This window comes from Streptomyces sp. NPDC006207, from assembly GCF_040613835.1.
Lineage (GTDB): Bacteria > Actinomycetota > Actinomycetes > Streptomycetales > Streptomycetaceae > Actinacidiphila.
Window position 1 is genome coordinate 24649 of the sequence record NZ_JBEXSX010000013.1, and the last position, 17418, is coordinate 42066.

The window sequence follows — 17418 nt, forward strand, 5'->3', positions numbered from 1 at the left end:
CTCACCCTACGGGGCGATCCCGCGGAGCAGGCATAGTCGCGCTGCGGCTGCGTCCGTCACGGCCGTCCCGGTCACCGCGCGGCCGCCGTGCGCCGTGCGGCTCGCGGGCGTCGAAACGGCTGCCGGGCTGCTCCGGGATGCGCGTCGCGTAGGGCGGCTCGGCGTCGGTCTTGGCCGTGCCCGGGCCACCGCCGGGACCGGCCTGCCCCGCGATCTGCAGCACCGCGCCGTGACCGCGGTCCGCGGTGGGCACGGGGCTGCGGCGCGGGGCCGGCACCGGGCCGCCTGCCGCCTCGCCGCCGCGTGGTTCCCGGGCGGCGGCGAGTGCGTTGTCCGGGTCGTCCTGCGGGCGCCGGGCCCGGTAGGCCGCCCGGTACGAGGCGGGGGAGGAGCCGAGCTGGCGGCGGAAGTGACCGCGCAGCGCGACGGGCGAGCGGAAGCCGCAGCGCGCGGCGACCTCGTCCACGGAGTAGTCGGAGGTCTCCAGCAGCCGCTGCGCCTGCAGGACGCGCTGGGTGATCAGCCACTGCAGGGGCGCACTGCCGGTCAGCGTGCGGAAGCGGCGGTCGAAGGTGCGGCGGCTCATGTAGGCGCGGGCGGCGAGGGTCTCCACGTCGAACTGCTCGTGTAGGTGCTCCAGCGCCCAGGCGACGACCTCGGCGAGCGGATCGCCGCCGATCTCCTCCGGTAAAGAGCGGTCGAGGTGCCGGGGCTGGCCGCCCCAGTCGCCGCGCCGCGGCGGCACGACCAGCCGGCGGGCGAGCGCGTTGGCGGCCTCGCCGCCGTGGTCGCTGCGTACGACGTGCAGGCACAGGTCGATGCCGGCGGCGGTGCCCGCGCTGGTGAGGACGTCGCCGTCGTCGACGAACAGCTCGCGCGGGTCGACGTGGACGGACGGGTAGCGCTTGGCGAGGGTCGGCGCGTACATCCAGTGCGTGGTGGCCGGGCGGCCGTCCAGCAGCCCCGCGGCGGCGAGCACGAAGGCGCCGGTGCACAGCCCGATGATGCGCGCGCCCTCCTCGTGCGCGCGGCGCAGCGCGTCCAGCGCCTCGGCGGGCGGCGGCTGCGAGATCGAGCGCCAGGCGGGCACGACGACCGTGCCGGCCCGCGACAGCGCCTCCAGCCCGTACGGGGCCGACAACTCCAGCCCGCCGGTGGTGCGCAGCGGGCCGTCCTCACCGGCGCAGACCAGCAGCCGGTAGCGCGGCACGCCCGCGTCCTGGCGGTCGATGCCGAACACGGAGAGCGGGATCGAGCTCTCGAAGATCGGGCCGCCGCTGAACAGCAGTACGGCGACGACCTCCTGGCGGCGTCGTGCCGACAACTTCCGTGGTCCGCGGCCTTGTTGGGTGGTGGCGGACGGGCCGGCCGGGCCTGACGGAACGGAGGTGCTCACCGGGACGCCGGACGCTCCCGGGACGTGCGGGACGCCCGGTGCCCCCGTCGACGCGGACGGTGCGGTGGACATGCCGGCGGCCGACTGGATCTCCGCCATGGTGCCGGTCCTGGACTCCTGTGTCATGGAGCTCAAGCCCCCCTCGGTCGTCTGGTCCTCTCGGTCCTGCACGGGTCCCCCGCCGTTGTCACCCAAGATCGAATCTACTGGTTCCGCTGTACCCGCAGTGGCAAGTTCACCACCTGCCGGTATGTCGACATGACCACGTGGCGTGAAGCATTCGATCACGAAGCGTTCCCCTCGTGAAGTGTGCCTTCCGCGAGGGGAACCGGCGCACAACGCCCGTGCGCCCCCTCATTCCGCTTCCGCCCTGGTGGCGGCGGGGGTTGTGGCACATGATCCCAAGTCCCCCTGGGGATAGGGAAGTTGGCCGAAAATGGTGGGAAGTCCTGTACGCACCCCTGGTCAGCGCTCCGTCGTACGCCCCTTGTGTGGCCGGAGAACGAGTGCGCCCCCTATGCCTCGTACGGCCGGGAGGACGATTCCGGATATGGCCGGAGGCGGACAGCGGGAGAGGGCCGGGCGCGAGGTGACTTGTCCGATTGGCGGCGGGGCGTTGCGCTCGACGGCCGGCTCCGGCATTCTCCTGGAAACTCCGGGGTAGGGGGACGCTGTGAGGGCGCCTGCGCATCTGTGCAGGGGCCCCCAGTCGCCGTACTCTGGAGTCAGCGGGAAGGGCAGCCCCTTACCGGTCGAAATCAGGCCGGTCCCGCGGCCCCCGCACTGTTGTTGTCCGCCCACTCGGCGCTCCCGGCGCCGACCTTGCCGAGAAACCGCATCATGGCCGGTTACGAGCTCCCCGAGCCCGCCGACGGAAAGCCGCTCGCCGAATCGGCGGCGGCCCCGGAGGCGGCCTGCGAGCCGCGCACTTCCTGTGATCCCGCCTTCCGGCACGGCGTGGTCGTCGGTTTCGACGGCTCCGTGTCGAGTGAACGGGCCCTCGCGTACGCCATCGGCATGGCACGCCGGTCCGGTTCTGCGCTGATCATCGTGCACGTCGCCAACAGGCTCCCGGCGACCGTGTGGGCGGGCTGCGAGCCGCCCGTCTTCGTCGACGTCCCCGACCACCGCACCGAGGTGCTCGGCCTGGAACTCGCCTGCGCCGACCACCTGTCGGAGGTCCCGTGGATCCTGGTCGAGCGCGGCGGCGACATCTGCCACGAGCTGGAGGAGGTCGGCCGGGAGTACGAGGCCGACGCCATCGTGGTGGGTGGGACGCACGGGATCATCGGCAAGATCTTCGGGTCGGTCGCCGGACGGCTCGCGCGGCGCGCCCAGCGGCCTGTCGTGGTCATTCCATAACGATTCGGTGCACGCCGCCGTGAATACGGCCTCCGCAGGATTGCTTGTGCCCTTGTGAAGGGTATCTCATCAGCAGTTTCTTCCCTCGTACACGAAGGGGGCCCGCGGTGGACAACGACGTCTCCACGGCGCGCACGGCAGGAGCCGGTGCTACGGCTCTGGGATATCTGACACTCGGCCTGACGCTGATCGCCTACGGGCTGCTCAGCACCGGCGTATTCGACAACACCGCGGCGGCGGACGCCGCGCGGCTCGCGCTGGTCGTCGGCGGCGTCACGCAATTCGTCGCCGGCATGTGGGAGTTCTACGGTGGCAACGGCTTCACCGGCACCGCCTTCGCCTCACTGGGCGCCTTCTGGGTGACCTGGTCGGCGGGGTCCGGCGCGGGCGCGAGCAAGGAGGCCGCCGGGCTCTTCATGCTCCTGTGGGCGCTGCTGGCGCTCAGCCTGACCATGGCCGCGTGGCAGATGGGCGGCGTGGCGCAGGCGGTCTTCGGGCTGCTGACCGTGGCCACGGCCCTGTCCGGCATCGCGGCACTCGCCTCCAACAGCGGCCTCGGCAAGGCGGGCGGCTGGGTCGGCCTCGCGGCCGGCGCGGTCGCCTGGTACGGCGGGACCGCACTGCTCACCAACGCCACGTGGGGCCGGCGCGCCCTCGCCGACGGCTGGCGGCTGGCCATGCCGCACCGCGGGCACGCGGCCTGACGTCCGGGGAGGCAACGGCGAGGCCCCCCGCGCCGAAGGGCGCGGGGGGCCTCGTGCGTGCCGGGGCCGTCGGCTACTCGACCGTCACGGACTTCGCGAGGTTGCGCGGCTTGTCGATGTCCCGGCCCAGGGCCAGCGCCGTGTGGTAGGCCAGCAGCTGGAGCGGGACGCCCATCAGGATCGGGTCGAGCTCGTCCTCGTTCTTCGGGACGACGATCGTGTGGTCCGCCTTCGCCTGCTCCTGGTGCGCGACCGCCAGGATCCGGCCGCTGCGGGCCTTGATCTCCTCCATCGCGGCGCGGTTCTTCTCCAGCAGCGAGTCGTCCGGGATGATCGCGACCGTCGGCATCGCGGGCTCGATCAGGGCCAGCGGGCCGTGCTTGAGCTCGGAGGCCGGGTAGGCCTCGGCGTGGATGTAGGAGATCTCCTTGAGCTTCAAGGACGCCTCCAGCGCCACCGGGTAGCCGCGCACCCGGCCGATGAACATCATCGACTTGGCGTCCGCGTATTCGGCCGCCAGCTTCTTGATGTCCTCCTCCTGCGTGAGGATCTCCTGGATCTGCTCGGGCAGCCTGCGCAGGCCCTCGATGATCCGCTTGCCGTCGGCCACCGACAGGTCGCGGATGCGGCCCAGGTGCAGGGCGAGCAGCGCGAAGGCGACGACGGTGTTGGTGAAGCACTTGGTGGAGACGACGCAGACCTCGGGGCCGGCGTGGACGTACATGCCGCCGTCGGTCTCACGGGCGATCGCGGAACCCACCACGTTCACCACGCCGAGGACGCGGGCGCCCTTGCGCTTGAGCTCCTGGACCGCCGCCAGCACGTCGTACGTCTCACCGGACTGCGAGACGGCGATGTAGAGGGTGTCGGGGTCCACGACCGGGTTGCGGTAGCGGAACTCGGAGGCCGGCTCGGAGTCGGCGGGGATGCGGGCCAGGCCCTCGATCAGCGAGGCACCGATCATCCCGGCGTGGTACGAGGTGCCGCAGCCGAGGATCTTCACGCGGCGGATGCCGCGGGCCTCGCGGGCGTCGAGGTTCAGGCCGCCCAGGTGCACGGTGGAGAACTTGTCGTCGATCCGGCCGCGCAGCACGCGGTCGACCGCGTCGGGCTGCTCGCTGATCTCCTTGTGCATGTACGTGTCGTGACCGCCCATGTCGTAGGAGGCGGCCTCCCACTCCACGGTCTCGGGGGTGGCCGTGGTGCGGGTGCCCGAGGTCGTGTAGGTGCGGAAGTCGTCGGCCTTCAGGGTGGCCATCTCGCCGTCGTCGAGGGTGACGACCTGGCGGGTGTGGGAGATCAGCGCGGCGACGTCGGAGGCGACGAACATCTCCTTCTCGCCGATGCCGAGGACCACCGGCGAGCCGTTGCGGGCCACGACGATCCGGTCGGGGAAGTCGGCGTGCATGACGGCGATGCCGTACGTGCCCTCGATGACCTTCAGCGCCTCGCGGACCTTCTCCTCCAGGGACTCGGCCTGGGAGCGGGCGACGAGGTGGGTGATCACCTCGGTGTCGGTCTCGGAGGCGAAGACCACACCGTCGGCCTCCAGCTTGGCGCGCAGCTCGGCGGCGTTGTCGACGATCCCGTTGTGGACGACGGCGACCTTGCCCTCGGTGTCGAGGTGCGGGTGCGCGTTCTCGTCGCTGGGGGCGCCGTGGGTGGCCCAGCGGGTGTGGGCTATGCCGGTGGTGCCGGCGAAGCGCTTGGGGACCCGTGCCTCCAGCTCACGGACCCGGCCCTTGGCCTTGACGGCCTTGAGCCCGCCGGACTTGCCGGCGACCACGATGCCCGCGGAGTCGTAACCGCGGTACTCCAGCCGCTGCAGGCCCTCCAGTAGCAGCGGGGCGACATCACGCTTCCCGATGTAGCCGACGATTCCACACATGTTTCCGTCCCTCCCGGTCGCTCGAGGCGGCCCGGTCTCGCTGTCAGCCGTAGACGATGCGGCGCAGCTGCCGCAGTGAGTACCCGGGCGGCGTGACCGCCCGGTACGGCAGCTCGGCCGTGATCCGTTCGAAGATCTCCGCGTTCTGCAGACCCTTGGCCTGCAGCTCGCGGTGGCGGCGCCGTACGAAGTCCTCGGCCGTCTCGTCGAAGTACGCCAGGATGTCGAGGACCACCCGGGCGGCCTCGCCGCGTTGCAGCGGCGTGGTCCGCACCAGGTGGTCGACGAGGTCGTCATGTGTCGTCTGGCGTTCGAGCACCGGTCGATACTGAGGGAAGGAGGAGGCTGATCGCAAGATTTCTGCCCGATATCGGGCAGGGAGGTGGCGAAAACTACGCCGGAAGGCCGAGCTCGCGCGCGATCAGCATGCGCTGCACCTCGCTGGTGCCCTCGCCGATCTCCAGGATCTTGGAGTCCCGCCACATGCGCGCGACCGGGTACTCGTTCATGAAGCCGTAGCCGCCGTGCACCTGGGTGGCCTCGCGGGCGTTGGTGACCGCGATCTCCGAGGAGTAGAGCTTGGCCATCGCCGCCTCCTTCTTGAAGGGCTCCCCTGCGACCAGCCGGGACGCCGCGTCCCGCCAGGCCAGCCGGGCGGTGTGGGCGCGCATCTCCATGTCGGCGAGCTTGAAGGCGACCGCCTGGTTGCTCCCGATCGGGCGGCCGAAGGCGGTGCGCTCCTTGGCGTAGGCCACCGACTCGTCCACACAGCCCTGCGCCAGACCGGTGGCCAGTGCCGCGATGGCGATCCGGCCCTCGTCCAGGATGCGCAGGAACTGGGCGTAGCCCCGGCCCCGCTCGCCCAGCAGGTTGGCGGCCGGCACACGGCAGTCGGAGAAGGACAGCTCGCGGGTGTCGGAGGCGTTCCAGCCGACCTTGCTGTACTTCTTCGACACCGTGAAGCCCGGGGTGCCGGAGGGCACGATGATCGAGGAGATCTCCGGGCGGCCGTCCTCCTTGCGGCCGGTGACGGCCGTGACCGTGACCAGCGAGGTGATGTCGGTGCCCGAGTTGGTGATGAAGCTCTTGGTGCCGTTGATCACCCACTCGCCGGTCGCCTCGTCCAGCCGGGCGGTGGTGCGGGTGCCGCCGGCGTCGGAGCCGCAGTCCGGCTCGGTCAGCCCGAAGGCGCCCAGCTGCTCGCCGGAGGTCAGCTGGGGCAGCCACTGCCGCTTCTGCTCCTCGGTGCCGAAGCGGAAGACCGGCATGGCGCCGAGCGAGACCCCCGCCTCCAGGGTGATTGCCACGGAGGAGTCCACCCGGGCGAGCTCCTCCAGGGCGATGCAGAGGGCGAAGTAGTCGCCGCCCATGCCGCCGTACTCCTCGGGGAAGGGCAGGCCGAACAGGCCCATGCGGCCCATCTCGCGGATGATCTCGTAGGGGAACTCGTCGTGCTCGTAGAACTCGCCGATCTTCGGCGCGACGACGTCGTGCGCGAACTCCTCCACGGTGCGGCGGAGTTCCTCGTACTCGGCGGGGAGCCGGTGGGCGGTCGTCATGGCTGTGGTCACTCCTGGTGGGAGAGGGCGCGGACGGTACGGGACGGGCTCGGTCGGCCCAATTGCTCCGCCATCCACACGCTGGTGGCGGTGAGGCGGCTGAGGTCGACCCCGGTCTCGACGCCGAGGCCGTCGAGCATCCAGACCAGGTCTTCGGTGGCGAGGTTCCCGGTGGCGCTCTTGGCGTACGGGCAGCCGCCGAGGCCGCCGGCGGAGGCGTCGACGACGCCCACGCCGTGCCGGAGGGCGGCCAGGGTGTTGGACAGTGCCTGGCCGTAGGTGTCGTGGAAGTGGACGGCGAGCCGCTCGACGGGCACGTCCAGGCCGGCCAGGGTGTCGAGCAGCGCCACGACGTGGCCGGGGGTGGCGACGCCGATGGTGTCGCCGAGGCTCAGCTCGTCGCAGCCCAGGTCGTAGAGCCGGCGGGCCACCGCGGCCACCTGAGGCACGGGCACGGGGCCCTCCCACGGGTCGCCGAAGCACATCGACAGGTAGCCGCGCACCCTCGCCCCCGCCTCCTTGGCGGCGGCGACGACGGGAGCGAACATCTCCAGCGACTCGTCGACCGTGCGGTTGAGGTTGGCCTTCGCGAAGGACTCGGTCGCGCTGCCGAAGACGGCGACCTCGCGCACCCCCAGGGCCAGGGCCCGCTCCAGCCCGCGCTGGTTGGGCACCAGCACGGGCAGCCGGATCCCGTCGCCCAGGTCGTCCAGCAGCGGCATCAGCTGCTCGGCGTCGGCGAGCTGGGGCACCCACTTGGGGTGCACGAAGCTGGTCGCCTCGATGGTGGTCAGCCCGGCGTCGGCCAAGCGGTGCACGAACTCCGCCTTGACCTCGGTGGGCACCGTGGCCTTCTCGTTCTGCAGCCCGTCGCGTGCGCCGACCTCGTGGATGCGCACCCGCCGCGGGAGTCCGTCCAGGGGCACGGACATGGGCAGCCCGGGAGTTCGCTCGACGGCCATCACCCGGCCTCCTGCTGGTGCGGGGCGACGACCGCGAGCACCTGGTCCATGGCGACGGTGCTGCCCGGGGTCACGTCGATCTCGGTGACGGTGCCGTCGTGCGGGGCGGTGATGACGTGCTCCATCTTCATCGCCTCCACCACGAGCAGGCTCTGGCCCGCGGTGACCTCGTCGCCCTTGGCGACCTTGACCACGGTCACCGTGCCCGGCATGGGCGCGGCCAGGGTGTCCACCCCGCCCGCGCCCGCCGCGCCGCGCAGCGCGGCCTCGACCGGGTCGTACGGCTGCAGGCGCCAGCCGTCGCCGTCCCTGCCCAGCCAGTCGCCGGCGTGGCCGAAGGCGTGCGTGACGCCGTGCCACTCAACGGTGATCCGCTGTCCGGAGCCGGGCAGCAGCCGGGCACGCACCGCGGGGGCCTCGTCGATCCGCACCTCGGCCTCGGGAGCCCTGCCGCGGACGCGGACCCGCACGGCCTCGCCCCCGGGTACCCGCAGCCAGTGGTCGGTCCAGGCGGGCTCCCCGCCGAGCCGCCAGCCGCTCGGCACGGAGAAGGGGTCCCGCCAGGCTCCGCCGGCCGCCGCCGGTTCCAGGGCCGCGTGGCGCAGCAGCGCGGCCGCCGCGTACACCTCGACGGGCACCTCGGAGGGCACCAGGCCCGCCAGCTCCCGGTCGATCAGGCCGGTGTCCATCTCGCCGGAGACGACGTCGGGATGGGCCAGGAGGCGGCGCAGGAAGCCGGTGTTGGTCTCCAGGCCCAGCACGGTCGTCCCGGCGAGGGCGGCCCGCAGCCGGCGCAGCGCCGTCGGGCGGTCGGGGCCGTACGCGATGACCTTGGCGAGCATCGGGTCGTAGGACGTGCCGATCTCGCTGCCCGCACTGAGCCCGGAGTCGACGCGCACGCCCTCGCCGACGGGCTCGTCCAGCGCCAGCACGGTGCCCGCCGACGGCAGGAAGTTGCGGGAGGGCACCTCGGCGCAGATCCGGGCCTCGACGGCGTGCCCGGTCAGGGCGACCCCGTCCTGTCCGAAGGACAGCCGCTCGCCCGCGGCGATCCGCAGCTGCCACTCCACCAGGTCCAGCCCGGTCACCAGTTCCGTGACGGGGTGCTCGACCTGGAGGCGGGTGTTCATCTCCATGAAGCAGTAGGCGGACGGGTCGGCGCCCGGGACGATGAACTCCACGGTGCCCGCCCCGACGTAGCCGCAGGACAGCGCGGCCTGCACGGCGGCGGCGCCCATGGCGGCCCGGGTCGCCTCGTCCAGCAGGACCGAGGGGGCCTCCTCGATCACCTTCTGGTGGCGGCGCTGCAGGGAGCACTCGCGCTCGCCGAGGTGCACCACGTTGCCGTGGCCGTCGGCCAGCACCTGGATCTCGATGTGCCGGGGACGGTCGATCCACCGTTCCACCAGCAGGGTGTCGTCCCCGAAGGAGCCGCGCGCCTCGCGGCGGGCGGCCGCGATCTCCTCGGGGAGCAGGGCCGTGTCGCGCACCAGGCGCATGCCCTTGCCGCCGCCGCCCGCGGAGGGCTTGAGCAGCACGGGGGTGCCGATCTCCAGGGCGGCGGCCGTCAGCTGCTCGTCGGTGAGCCCGCTGCCGCTGCTGCCCGGCACCACCGGGACCCCGGCCTCGCGGACGGTCTCCTTGGCGCGGATCTTGTCGCCCATGAGCTCGATGGCCCGGGCGGGTGGCCCGATGAAGGCGAGCCCCGCCTCCGCGCAGGCACGGGCGAAGGCGGCGTTCTCGGCCAGGAACCCGTAGCCGGGGTGGATGGCCTGGGCGCCGGTGCGGGCGGCCGCCTCCAGCAGCCGCTCGATCGACAGGTAGCTCTCGGATGCCGCCGCCGGGCCGATGCGCACGGCGGTGTCGGCCTCGCGCACATGGCGGGCCCCGGCGTCGGCGTCGCTGAAGACGGCGACCGAACGGATCCCGAGCCGCCGCAGGGTGCGGATGACGCGGACCGCGATCTCGCCGCGGTTGGCCACCAGGACGGTGTCGAACATCGCTGACATCTGAGTGCTCCCCCTACATCCGGAAGACGCCGAAGCCCGGCGCCTGCGGATCGCGTTGCGGAATCGGCGCGTTGGCGCACGCGGTCAGGGCCAGTCCCAGCACCTGGCGGGTCTGCAGGGGGTCGATGACCCCGTCGTCCCACAGCCGGGCCGTCGCGTAGTAGGCGTTGCCCTGCTCCTCGTACTGGGCGCGGATGGGGGCCTTGAAGCCCTCCTCGTCCTCCGCCGCCCAGGTGTCGCCGGCCGCCTCGATCTGGTCGCGCTTGACGGTGGCCAGCACCGAGGCGGCCTGCTCGCCGCCCATGACGGAGATCTTGGCGTTGGGCCACATCCACAGGAAGCGCGGCGAATAGGCGCGGCCGCACATCGAGTAGTTGCCCGCGCCGTAGGAGCCGCCGATGACCACGGTCAGCTTGGGCACCCGGGTCGTGGCCACCGCGGTGACCATCTTGGCGCCGTGCTTGGCGATGCCGCCCGCCTCGTACTGACGGCCCACCATGAAGCCCGAGATGTTCTGCAGGAAGAGCAGCGGGATGCCGCGCTGGTCGCACAGCTCGATGAAGTGCGCGCCCTTCTGGGCCGATTCGGAGAACAGGATGCCGTTGTTGGCGACGATCCCGACCGGGTGGCCGTGGATCCGGGCGAAGCCGGTGACCAGCGTCGTGCCGTACTCGGCCTTGAACTCCGCGAAGCGGCTGCCGTCGACGAGGCGGGCGATGACCTCGCGGACGTCGTAGGGGGTGCGCGAGTCGACCGGGACCGCGCCGTAGAGCCCGGCCGGGTCGACGGCGGGCTCCTCGACGGGTCCGACCGTCCACGGCAGTGCGCCGCGGGCGGGCAGGGTCGCCACGATGTTCCGCACGATGCGCAGCGCGTGGGCGTCGTCCTCGGCCAGGTGGTCGGTGACGCCGGAGGTGCGGGAGTGCACCTCGCCGCCGCCGAGCTCCTCGGCCGTGACCACCTCGCCGGTGGCGGCCTTCACCAGCGGCGGGCCGCCCAGGAAGATCGTGCCCTGGCCGCGGACGATCACCGCCTCGTCGCTCATCGCGGGGACGTAGGCGCCGCCCGCCGTGCACGAGCCGAGGACGGCGGCCACCTGCGGGATGCCGCGCGCGGACAGGGTGGCCTGGTTGAAGAAGATCCGCCCGAAGTGGTCGCGGTCGGGGAAGACCTCGTCCTGCTTCGGCAGGAAGGCGCCGCCGGAGTCGACCAGGTAGACGCACGGCAGCCGGTTGTCAAGGGCGATCTCCTGGGCGCGCAGGTGCTTCTTGACCGTCATCGGGTAGTACGTGCCGCCCTTGACGGTGGCGTCGTTGGCGACGATCACGACCTCGCGGCCGGAGACCCGGCCGATCCCGGCGACGACGCCGGCGGCCGGGGCCTGGCCGTCGTACATGCCGTCGGCGGCCAGCGGGGCGAGCTCCAGGAAGGGCGATCCGGGGTCGAGCAGCCCGTCCACGCGGTCGCGGGGGAGCAGCTTGCCGCGCGCGGTGTGCCGGGCGCGGGCCTTCTCGCCGCCGCCGAGCGCGGCGGCGGCGAGCTTCTCGCGCAGCCGCGCGGACAGCTCGGCGTGCGCCTTCTCGTTGGCGCGGTAGGCCTCGCTCGCCGGATCCGCGGCGCTGGCGAGGACGGGTGCTTCCATGTCACGGGCCCCCGGAGGAGTTAGCGGTCGTTAACGTGTTGTCGACCACGTTAGCGGTCGTTAACACGGCTGTCTAGAATGGTAGGACGATGAGATCGCGGGGGGCATCCGCAGACCGGACGCCTCGCGGAAAGGTGCGGTGTGGAGCCCACGAGGACGGCGGCCAAGGCGGCCAGCGGCAGGCGCGACCAGATCCTGAGGGAGGCCGCGCGGCTCTTCGCCGAGCGCGGGTTCCACGGGGTCGGCGTGGACGAGATAGGGGCGGCCGTCGGCATCAGCGGCCCCGGGCTGTACCGGCACTTCGCGGGCAAGGACGCGATGCTCGCCGAGCTGCTCGTCGGGATCAGTGGCCGGCTGCACTCCGCGGGCCGCATGCGGGTGGCCGAGGCCGACGGCGCGGCCGCCGCGCTGGACGCCCTGGTCCGCGGGCACATCGACTTCGCCCTGGACGACAGGGCGCTGATCACCCTCCACGACCGTGAACTGGACCGGCTCCGGGACTCCGACCGCAAGCTCGTGCGCCAGCTGCAGCGCCAGTACGTCGAGCAGTGGGTCACGGTCGTCCGCGAGGTCCACCCGGGGGCGGCCGAGCCCGAGGTCCGCGCGGCCGTGCACGCCGTCTTCGGCCTGCTCAACTCCACCCCGCACCTCGGCCCGCACGGGGGGCTGCCCGGCCGCGCGGCGACCGCCGTGCTGCTGCACCGGCTGGCCCTGGGCGCCTTCGCCGCTCTGGACAGCGCGCGCAACCGGGAAGTAACTTACTGAGCGCTTGCTTATCGCCCAGTGTGCAGAGGAGGCGCCAAGTGCGTCGCACGGTATTCAACGAGGACCACGAGGCCTTCCGGGAGACGATCCGGGACTTCATCGCCAACGAGGTCGTGCCCGTCTACCCCGAGTGGGAGGAGGCGGGGTACCCGCCCCGCGACTTCTACCGGCGCTTGGGCGAGCTGGGCATCTTCGGCATCGAGGTGCCCGAGGAGTACGGCGGCGCCGGCATCACGGGCTGGAAGTTCAGCGCCGTGGTGACCGAGGAGTGCGCCCGCGCCGGCGTCAGCTTCGGCAGCAGCGGCGTGCACACCGGCCTGGTGCTCCCGTACCTCCTGGAGTTCGCCAACGAGGAGCAGAAGAAGCGCTGGCTGCCCGACTTCATCAGCGGCGACATGATGACCGCCATCGCCATGACCGAGCCCGGCACCGGCTCCGACCTGGCCGGCATGACCACCACCGCGAAGCTCTCCGAGGACGGCACCCACTACGTCCTCAACGGCGCCAAGACCTTCATCACCGGCGGCGTGGTCGCCGACCGCGTGCTGGTGGTCTGCCGCACCTCGCCGGCCACCCCGGAGGACCGCCGCCGCGGTCTGTCGATCCTCGCGGTCGACACCACGAGCGAGGGCTACGCCGTCGGCCGCAAGCTGGAGAAGATCGGCCTGCGCACCTCCGACACCGCGGAGCTGTCCTTCACCGACGTCAAGGTCCCCGTCGAGGACCTGCTCGGCGAGGAGGGCAAGGCCTTCTCCTACCTCGCCCACAACCTGCCGGTCGAGCGCCTGGCGATCGCCTTCGGTTCCTACGCCCAGGCCGACGCCGCCGTCCGCTTCGCGGCCCAGTACGTGCGCGACCGCAAGGTCTTCGGCAAGAGCGTCGCCGAGTTCCAGAACACCAAGTTCGTGCTCGCCGAGTGCGCCTCCGACGTCGACGCCATGCAGGCCGTCGTCGACCGCGCCCTGGAGGCCCACGAGCTCGGTGACTTCACCGCCGCCGACGCCGCGCGCGCCAAGCTCTTCTGCACCGAGACCGCGGCCAAGGTCATCGACCGCTGCCTCCAGCTGCACGGTGGCTACGGCTACATGCTGGAGTACCCGATCGCCCGCCTGTACGCGGACAACCGCGTGCACCGCATCTACGGCGGCACCAGCGAGGTCATGAAGTCGATCATCGCCAAGTCGATGGGGCTGTGACCGGACGGTCCGCCGACCCCGAGAGACACACGTGACCAACCACGCACTGCAGTCCCTGCTCGATCTCCTCGACCTCGAGCGGATCGAGCAGGACATCTTCCGCGGCGCCAGCCGCCCCGCCGTCGTCCCCCGCGTCTTCGGGGGCCAGGTCGCCGCACAGGCGCTGGTCGCGGCGGGGCGCACGGTCCCGGAAGGACGCGACGCCCACTCCCTGCACGCCTACTTCCTGCGCATGGGCGACCCGGGCGCGCCGATCGTCTACCAGGTCGACCGCATCCGCGACGGCCGCTCCTTCACCACCCGCCGGGTGGTCGCGGTGCAGCACGGGCAGCCGATCTTCCACCTGTCCGCGTCCTTCCAGACGTACGAGGACGGGCTGGAGCACCAGGAGCCGATGCCGCCGGCGCCCGACCCGGAGAGCCTGCCCACCGGCGAGGAGCTGCTGCGGCCGCACAGGGACCGGTTCCCCGACCCCTCGGTCGTGGACCGCCTCCTGGAGGCCCGCGCCGCCGTCGACCTGCGCTACGTCGACGCCCCGCCCTTCCTCGCCGCCGGGGCCGGGCCGCGTGAGCCCCGCTCCCAGGTGTGGTTCCGCACCAACGGGAAGCTCGCCGACGACCCGCTGCTCCACGTCTGCCTCGCCACCTATGTGTCGGACATGACGCTGCTGGACTCCGTGCTGCTCGCCCACGGGCGCGGCGGCTGGGCGGTCGGCGACGTGGTGGGCGCCAGCCTGGACCACGCCATGTGGTTCCACCGGCCGTTCCGCGCCGACGAGTGGCTGCTGTACGACCAGCAGAGCCCGTCGGCCTCCGGCGGGCGCGGGCTCGGCACCGCGCGCATCTACACCCAGGACGGGCGGCTCGCCGTCTCCGTCATCCAGGAGGGTGTGGTCCGCGTACCGCGGGACTGAGCCGCCGGGTCACCGGGTCACCGGTCCGCGGCCAGCGGCAGTGTCGCCCGCACCAGGAAGCCGCCGTCCGGCTCCGGACCCGCGTCCAGGGTGCCGCCCAGCTGGGCGGCGCGCTCGCGCAGCCCGGTGAGGCCGTGGCCGCCGGACGGCAGCGCCGGGCCGGGCGCGCCCCCGCCGCACGGCGCGTTGCGCACCGCGACGTGCAGCGCGTCGGCGGCGAGCCGTACGGTCACCTCGGTGCGCGCGCCGGGGGCGTGCTTGCGCACGTTGGTCAGGGCCTCCTGCACGGTGCGGTACGCCGCGTGCTGCACCGGCGGCGGGCACCCGGGCCGGCCCAGGGCGGTCAGGTCGCCGTACACCTGCGGCCCGGCCGCGGCGAGGAGGGTGGGCAGATCCGCGAGGCCCGGGCCGGCGTCCTCGCCGCCCACCGCCACCGGCATCCGCAACAGCCCCACCATATGCCGCAGTTCGTCCAGGGCGTCGCGGCTGAGCTGCCGCACCGTACCGGCCGCGGCCCGCGCCTCCTCGCCCCGGGCGGTCGCCTCCAGCGCGCCCGACTGCACGGCGATCAGGCTGATGTGGTGGGCCACGGTGTCGTGCATCTCCCGCGCGAGCCGGGTGCGCTCCCGCACCACCGCCCGTTCCGCGGCCAGCCGCCGTTCCCGCTCCCGGCTCTCCGCCAGCTCGGCGAGCCGCGCCGCGAGCTCCCGGCGTGACGCGGCGAGCAGCCCCAGCGCCGTCGGGGCCACGGCCAGCAGTGCCGACAGCAGCACCGCGAGCACGGTCGCGGCGGGGGCCCAGTCGACCTCCCCGATCCACGGCCAGGGGAAGAACGACACAAAGGCGACGGCTGCCGCGCTGCCCAGCGTCACCACCATGGGCGGCGGGATCCGCCTCCGGCCGGGGAGCGGCTGCGGCCCCCGCCGCAGCAGCCGCCGGGCGCGGGCCACGGTCAGGGCGCCGCCGTCGGCGGCGATCGTGTACAGCGCGGCCATGGGGGCCAGCCACACATAGCCCAGCGACAGGGCGGGCAGCGTCGCCAGCAGCACCGTCAGCGGCAGCCGGCGGCGCAGCGCGAGGGCGCCGGCGGCCAGGTACGCCGCCGACAGCGCGAGGGGACCGCCCAGGGAGCGGGTCGCCCAGGCCTCGGTCGCCGCGACGGCGACCAGGCACCCGTCGGCGACGGCCCGGGGGAGCCTCACGCGGCGCTCCCCGGCGAGAGCCCGGCCCGGTGCGCCAGGATCGCCAGCGACACCCGGTTCGGCGCGTCGAGCTTGCGCAGCAGGGCGCGGACGTGGTCCTTCACCGTGGCGACGGTGATGTGCAGCCGCTCGGCGATCTCCAGGTTCGACAGGCCCCCGGCGACCAGCAGCAGCACCTCCCGCTCCCGTCCGGTCAGCCGGTCCAGGGGCGCCCCGGCGGGGTCGGCCTCCTGGGCGTCGGCCGTGCCCAGGTAGCCGTCGACCACGGCGCGGCTGACGGTGGGCGTGAAGACCGTCCCGCCGGAGGCGAGCACGCGGACGGCGTCGATGAGGGTGGCGACCGCCGTGTCCTTGAGCAGGAAGCCGGTCGCGCCCGCGCGCATGGCGGCGGTGATGTGGGCGCTGGTGTCGAATCCGGTGAGCATCGCGACGGCCGGCGGATCGGGCAGCGCCCGTACGGCCCGCAGCACGGTCAGCCCGTCGGGTTCCGGCATCACCGTGTCCAGGAGCACCAGGTCGGGCTTGCGCGCGCGGACGGCGGCCAGTGCCGCGCGGCTGTCGCAGTCCGCGACCACACCGATGTCGCCCGCGGACTCCAGGATGCGCCGCAGGGCGGTCCTGACCAGTGTCTCGTCGTCGACGATCACGACCCGTATCACGATCCCGCGCCTTTCTCCGGACGGCCTTCCACTCCACCCGAGGGTGGACCGCGAACTCCATCCCGGGGGTGATCCACCGGCGGCGCCGGACCGGAAGAATCGACGGCGATCGTAACGAGCACGCCGCCGGGTCGCATGTCCGGGCGGCCGCGCCCGTCGGTCGACGGGGGAAACGGGGGCTCACGGGGGAAAACGGGGGCTCACGGGGAACGGGGGTTCTCATGTCGCGGACCAAGGGCGGGGGCGAAGGCCCCGGCCTGTCGACATCGCGCCCCGGGTCGCCGGAAGGACGGCGGCCCGGGGCCCGTCGGGAGTGGCGGGCCACGCCCCCTCGGGGGCGTGGCCCCCTGTCATGCGGAGCCGGTCAGGCCCGCCGCGTCCAGCAGGTAGGCGGTCATCGCGTCGTAGTGGCGCGGGTCGGTGACGTGGTCGTCCAGCGGGACGGTCACCGAGACCGTGCCCTCCGCCTCGGCGAGGAAAAGGGCCGGGTCGTTGCAGTCCGCGAAGCCGATCGCGTCGATGCCGCGCTGTCCGGCGCACCCCGCCCAGCCGTGGTCGGCGACGACCAGGTCGGGCAGCGGCCGGCCCTGTGCGGCCAGCGCGTCGAGGACCGCCGCCATCGGGCCGGGGGAGTGGGTGTGCCACAGCGTGGCGCCGCGCTCCAGCATGGCCACGTCGCAGAACTGGAAGACGCCGCCCTCGTCGGTGGACAGCCCGCCAGGGATCGCGACGACCTCGGCGCCGGCGGCCCGCACGGCCGCGGCCAGGGTGCGGTGGACGTCCAGCAGGCCGCCGGGGTGGCCGGTGGCGAACAGCACCCGCTGCCCGCCCTCCACGGCCTTGCAGAGCATCCGGGCGGCCCGGTCCAGGGCGCTGATCGTCAGCTCGGGGTCGATGGTGTCCTGCCCCAGGAGGTACCCGGGGTCGGCCACGACCCCGCAGCGCTCGGCCATGACCGCCAGCACCGCCTCCTCGTCCGTCCAGCGCTCGCCGAACTCCAGGCCGAACCAGTAGTGGCGGTCGCCCTCGGCGAGTCTGCGGTAGTGAGAGCGGTTGTTCTCGCGGGGGGTGGCGACGTCGCCCGCGATGCGCGTGCGTACGAGGTGGTCGGCGAGGGCCTTGCGGGACGGCACGGTGACATGGGGCAGCATGACCCCCATT

General features: G+C 73.0%; 15 protein-coding genes. 5 read left to right on the top strand and 10 right to left on the bottom strand.

What is annotated here, in order from left to right:
- Nucleotide 1 precedes the first annotated feature (1 nt).
- Nucleotides 2–1522: a helix-turn-helix domain-containing protein gene (locus ABZ312_RS13075; RefSeq protein WP_500322787.1), complete on the bottom strand. Its 1521-nt coding sequence runs from the start codon at nucleotides 1520–1522 to the stop codon at nucleotides 2–4.
- A 714-nt stretch (nucleotides 1523–2236) separates the two neighbouring features.
- On the opposite strand from ABZ312_RS13075, the gene ABZ312_RS13080 reads away from it, so the two are divergent.
- Both ABZ312_RS13080 and ABZ312_RS13085 read left to right on the top strand, forming a co-directional pair.
- Complete coding sequence (locus ABZ312_RS13080; protein WP_500322789.1) at nucleotides 2237–2758, top strand: universal stress protein; 522 nt, start codon at nucleotides 2237–2239, stop codon at nucleotides 2756–2758.
- A gap of 107 nt (nucleotides 2759–2865) precedes the next feature.
- Nucleotides 2866–3462, top strand: coding sequence for an acetate uptake transporter (locus ABZ312_RS13085; RefSeq protein WP_500358227.1), 597 nt, complete (start codon nucleotides 2866–2868; stop codon nucleotides 3460–3462).
- A gap of 73 nt (nucleotides 3463–3535) precedes the next feature.
- Here ABZ312_RS13085 and glmS read toward each other — a convergent pair whose 3' ends face one another.
- From glmS to ABZ312_RS13115, 6 genes are all read right to left on the bottom strand, one after another.
- On the bottom strand, nucleotides 3536–5350 hold the full coding sequence (glmS, locus tag ABZ312_RS13090) for a glutamine--fructose-6-phosphate transaminase (isomerizing) (protein ID WP_500322791.1): 1815 nt from the start codon (nucleotides 5348–5350) through the stop codon (nucleotides 3536–3538).
- A gap of 43 nt (nucleotides 5351–5393) precedes the next feature.
- The gene (locus tag ABZ312_RS13095) at nucleotides 5394–5669 is read right to left on the bottom strand and encodes a hypothetical protein (protein WP_500322792.1); all 276 of its coding nucleotides are present in this window, start codon (nucleotides 5667–5669) and stop codon (nucleotides 5394–5396) included.
- A gap of 73 nt (nucleotides 5670–5742) precedes the next feature.
- The gene (locus ABZ312_RS13100) at nucleotides 5743–6909 is read right to left on the bottom strand and encodes an acyl-CoA dehydrogenase family protein (protein ID WP_499511996.1); all 1167 of its coding nucleotides are present in this window, start codon (nucleotides 6907–6909) and stop codon (nucleotides 5743–5745) included.
- Nucleotides 6910–6917: 8 nt separating this feature from the next.
- Nucleotides 6918–7871 (bottom strand): hydroxymethylglutaryl-CoA lyase, encoded by a 954-nt coding sequence (locus ABZ312_RS13105; protein WP_500358229.1) that lies wholly within the window; start codon nucleotides 7869–7871, stop codon nucleotides 6918–6920.
- Complete coding sequence (locus ABZ312_RS13110; RefSeq protein ID WP_500437681.1) at nucleotides 7871–9871, bottom strand: acetyl/propionyl/methylcrotonyl-CoA carboxylase subunit alpha; 2001 nt, start codon at nucleotides 9869–9871, stop codon at nucleotides 7871–7873. Before ABZ312_RS13110 ends, ABZ312_RS13105 begins: the two co-directional genes overlap by 1 nt.
- 22 nt (nucleotides 9872–9893) lie before the next feature.
- Complete coding sequence (locus tag ABZ312_RS13115) at nucleotides 9894–11522, bottom strand: carboxyl transferase domain-containing protein (protein ID WP_500437618.1); 1629 nt, start codon at nucleotides 11520–11522, stop codon at nucleotides 9894–9896.
- 141 nt (nucleotides 11523–11663) lie between these two features.
- Here ABZ312_RS13115 and ABZ312_RS13120 point away from each other — a divergent pair, with 141 nt between their 5' ends.
- Genes ABZ312_RS13120 through ABZ312_RS13130 form a run of 3 tightly spaced genes read left to right on the top strand, consistent with a single transcriptional unit; the run spans nucleotide 11664 to nucleotide 14396 of the window.
- A complete protein-coding gene (locus ABZ312_RS13120; protein WP_500437620.1) occupies nucleotides 11664–12287 on the top strand; it encodes an SACE_7040 family transcriptional regulator in 624 nt (207 codons plus the stop codon).
- Nucleotides 12288–12325: 38 nt separating this feature from the next.
- Entirely contained in the window at nucleotides 12326–13483 is a 1158-nt protein-coding gene (locus ABZ312_RS13125) for an acyl-CoA dehydrogenase family protein (protein ID WP_499511992.1), read from the top strand.
- Nucleotides 13484–13514: 31 nt separating this feature from the next.
- Nucleotides 13515–14396, top strand: a complete 882-nt coding sequence (locus ABZ312_RS13130; RefSeq protein ID WP_499511991.1) for an acyl-CoA thioesterase — start codon at nucleotides 13515–13517, stop codon at nucleotides 14394–14396.
- Nucleotides 14397–14413: 17 nt separating this feature from the next.
- Here ABZ312_RS13130 and ABZ312_RS13135 read toward each other — a convergent pair whose 3' ends face one another.
- The 3 genes from ABZ312_RS13135 to ABZ312_RS13145 form a co-directional block, all read right to left on the bottom strand.
- Nucleotides 14414–15598 (bottom strand): sensor histidine kinase, encoded by a 1185-nt coding sequence (locus ABZ312_RS13135; protein ID WP_500358234.1) that lies wholly within the window; start codon nucleotides 15596–15598, stop codon nucleotides 14414–14416.
- Nucleotides 15595–16257, bottom strand: coding sequence for a response regulator (locus ABZ312_RS13140; protein WP_500437622.1), 663 nt, complete (start codon nucleotides 16255–16257; stop codon nucleotides 15595–15597). Before ABZ312_RS13140 ends, ABZ312_RS13135 begins: the two co-directional genes overlap by 4 nt.
- 350 nt (nucleotides 16258–16607) lie before the next feature.
- Nucleotides 16608–17417, bottom strand: coding sequence for a phosphatase (locus ABZ312_RS13145; protein ID WP_500322800.1), 810 nt, complete (start codon nucleotides 17415–17417; stop codon nucleotides 16608–16610).
- Between the last annotated feature and the right edge of the window lies 1 nt (nucleotide 17418).

Excerpts from the sequence above, each read along its gene's own strand:
- glmS (WP_500322791.1), bottom strand. The coding sequence starts at position 5,350 with ATGTGTGGAATCGTCGGCTACATCGGGAAGCGTGATGTCGCCCCGCTG.
- ABZ312_RS13105 (WP_500358229.1), bottom strand. The coding sequence starts at position 7,871 with ATGGCCGTCGAGCGAACTCCCGGGCTGCCCATGTCCGTGCCCCTGGAC.
- ABZ312_RS13110 (WP_500437681.1), bottom strand. The coding sequence starts at position 9,871 with ATGTTCGACACCGTCCTGGTGGCCAACCGCGGCGAGATCGCGGTCCGC.
- ABZ312_RS13115 (WP_500437618.1), bottom strand. The coding sequence starts at position 11,522 with ATGGAAGCACCCGTCCTCGCCAGCGCCGCGGATCCGGCGAGCGAGGCC.
- ABZ312_RS13100 (WP_499511996.1), bottom strand. The coding sequence starts at position 6,909 with ATGACGACCGCCCACCGGCTCCCCGCCGAGTACGAGGAACTCCGCCGC.
- ABZ312_RS13075 (WP_500322787.1), bottom strand. The coding sequence starts at position 1,522 with ATGACACAGGAGTCCAGGACCGGCACCATGGCGGAGATCCAGTCGGCC.
- ABZ312_RS13145 (WP_500322800.1), bottom strand. The coding sequence starts at position 17,417 with ATGGGGGTCATGCTGCCCCATGTCACCGTGCCGTCCCGCAAGGCCCTC.
- ABZ312_RS13080 (WP_500322789.1), top strand. The coding sequence starts at position 2,237 with ATGGCCGGTTACGAGCTCCCCGAGCCCGCCGACGGAAAGCCGCTCGCC.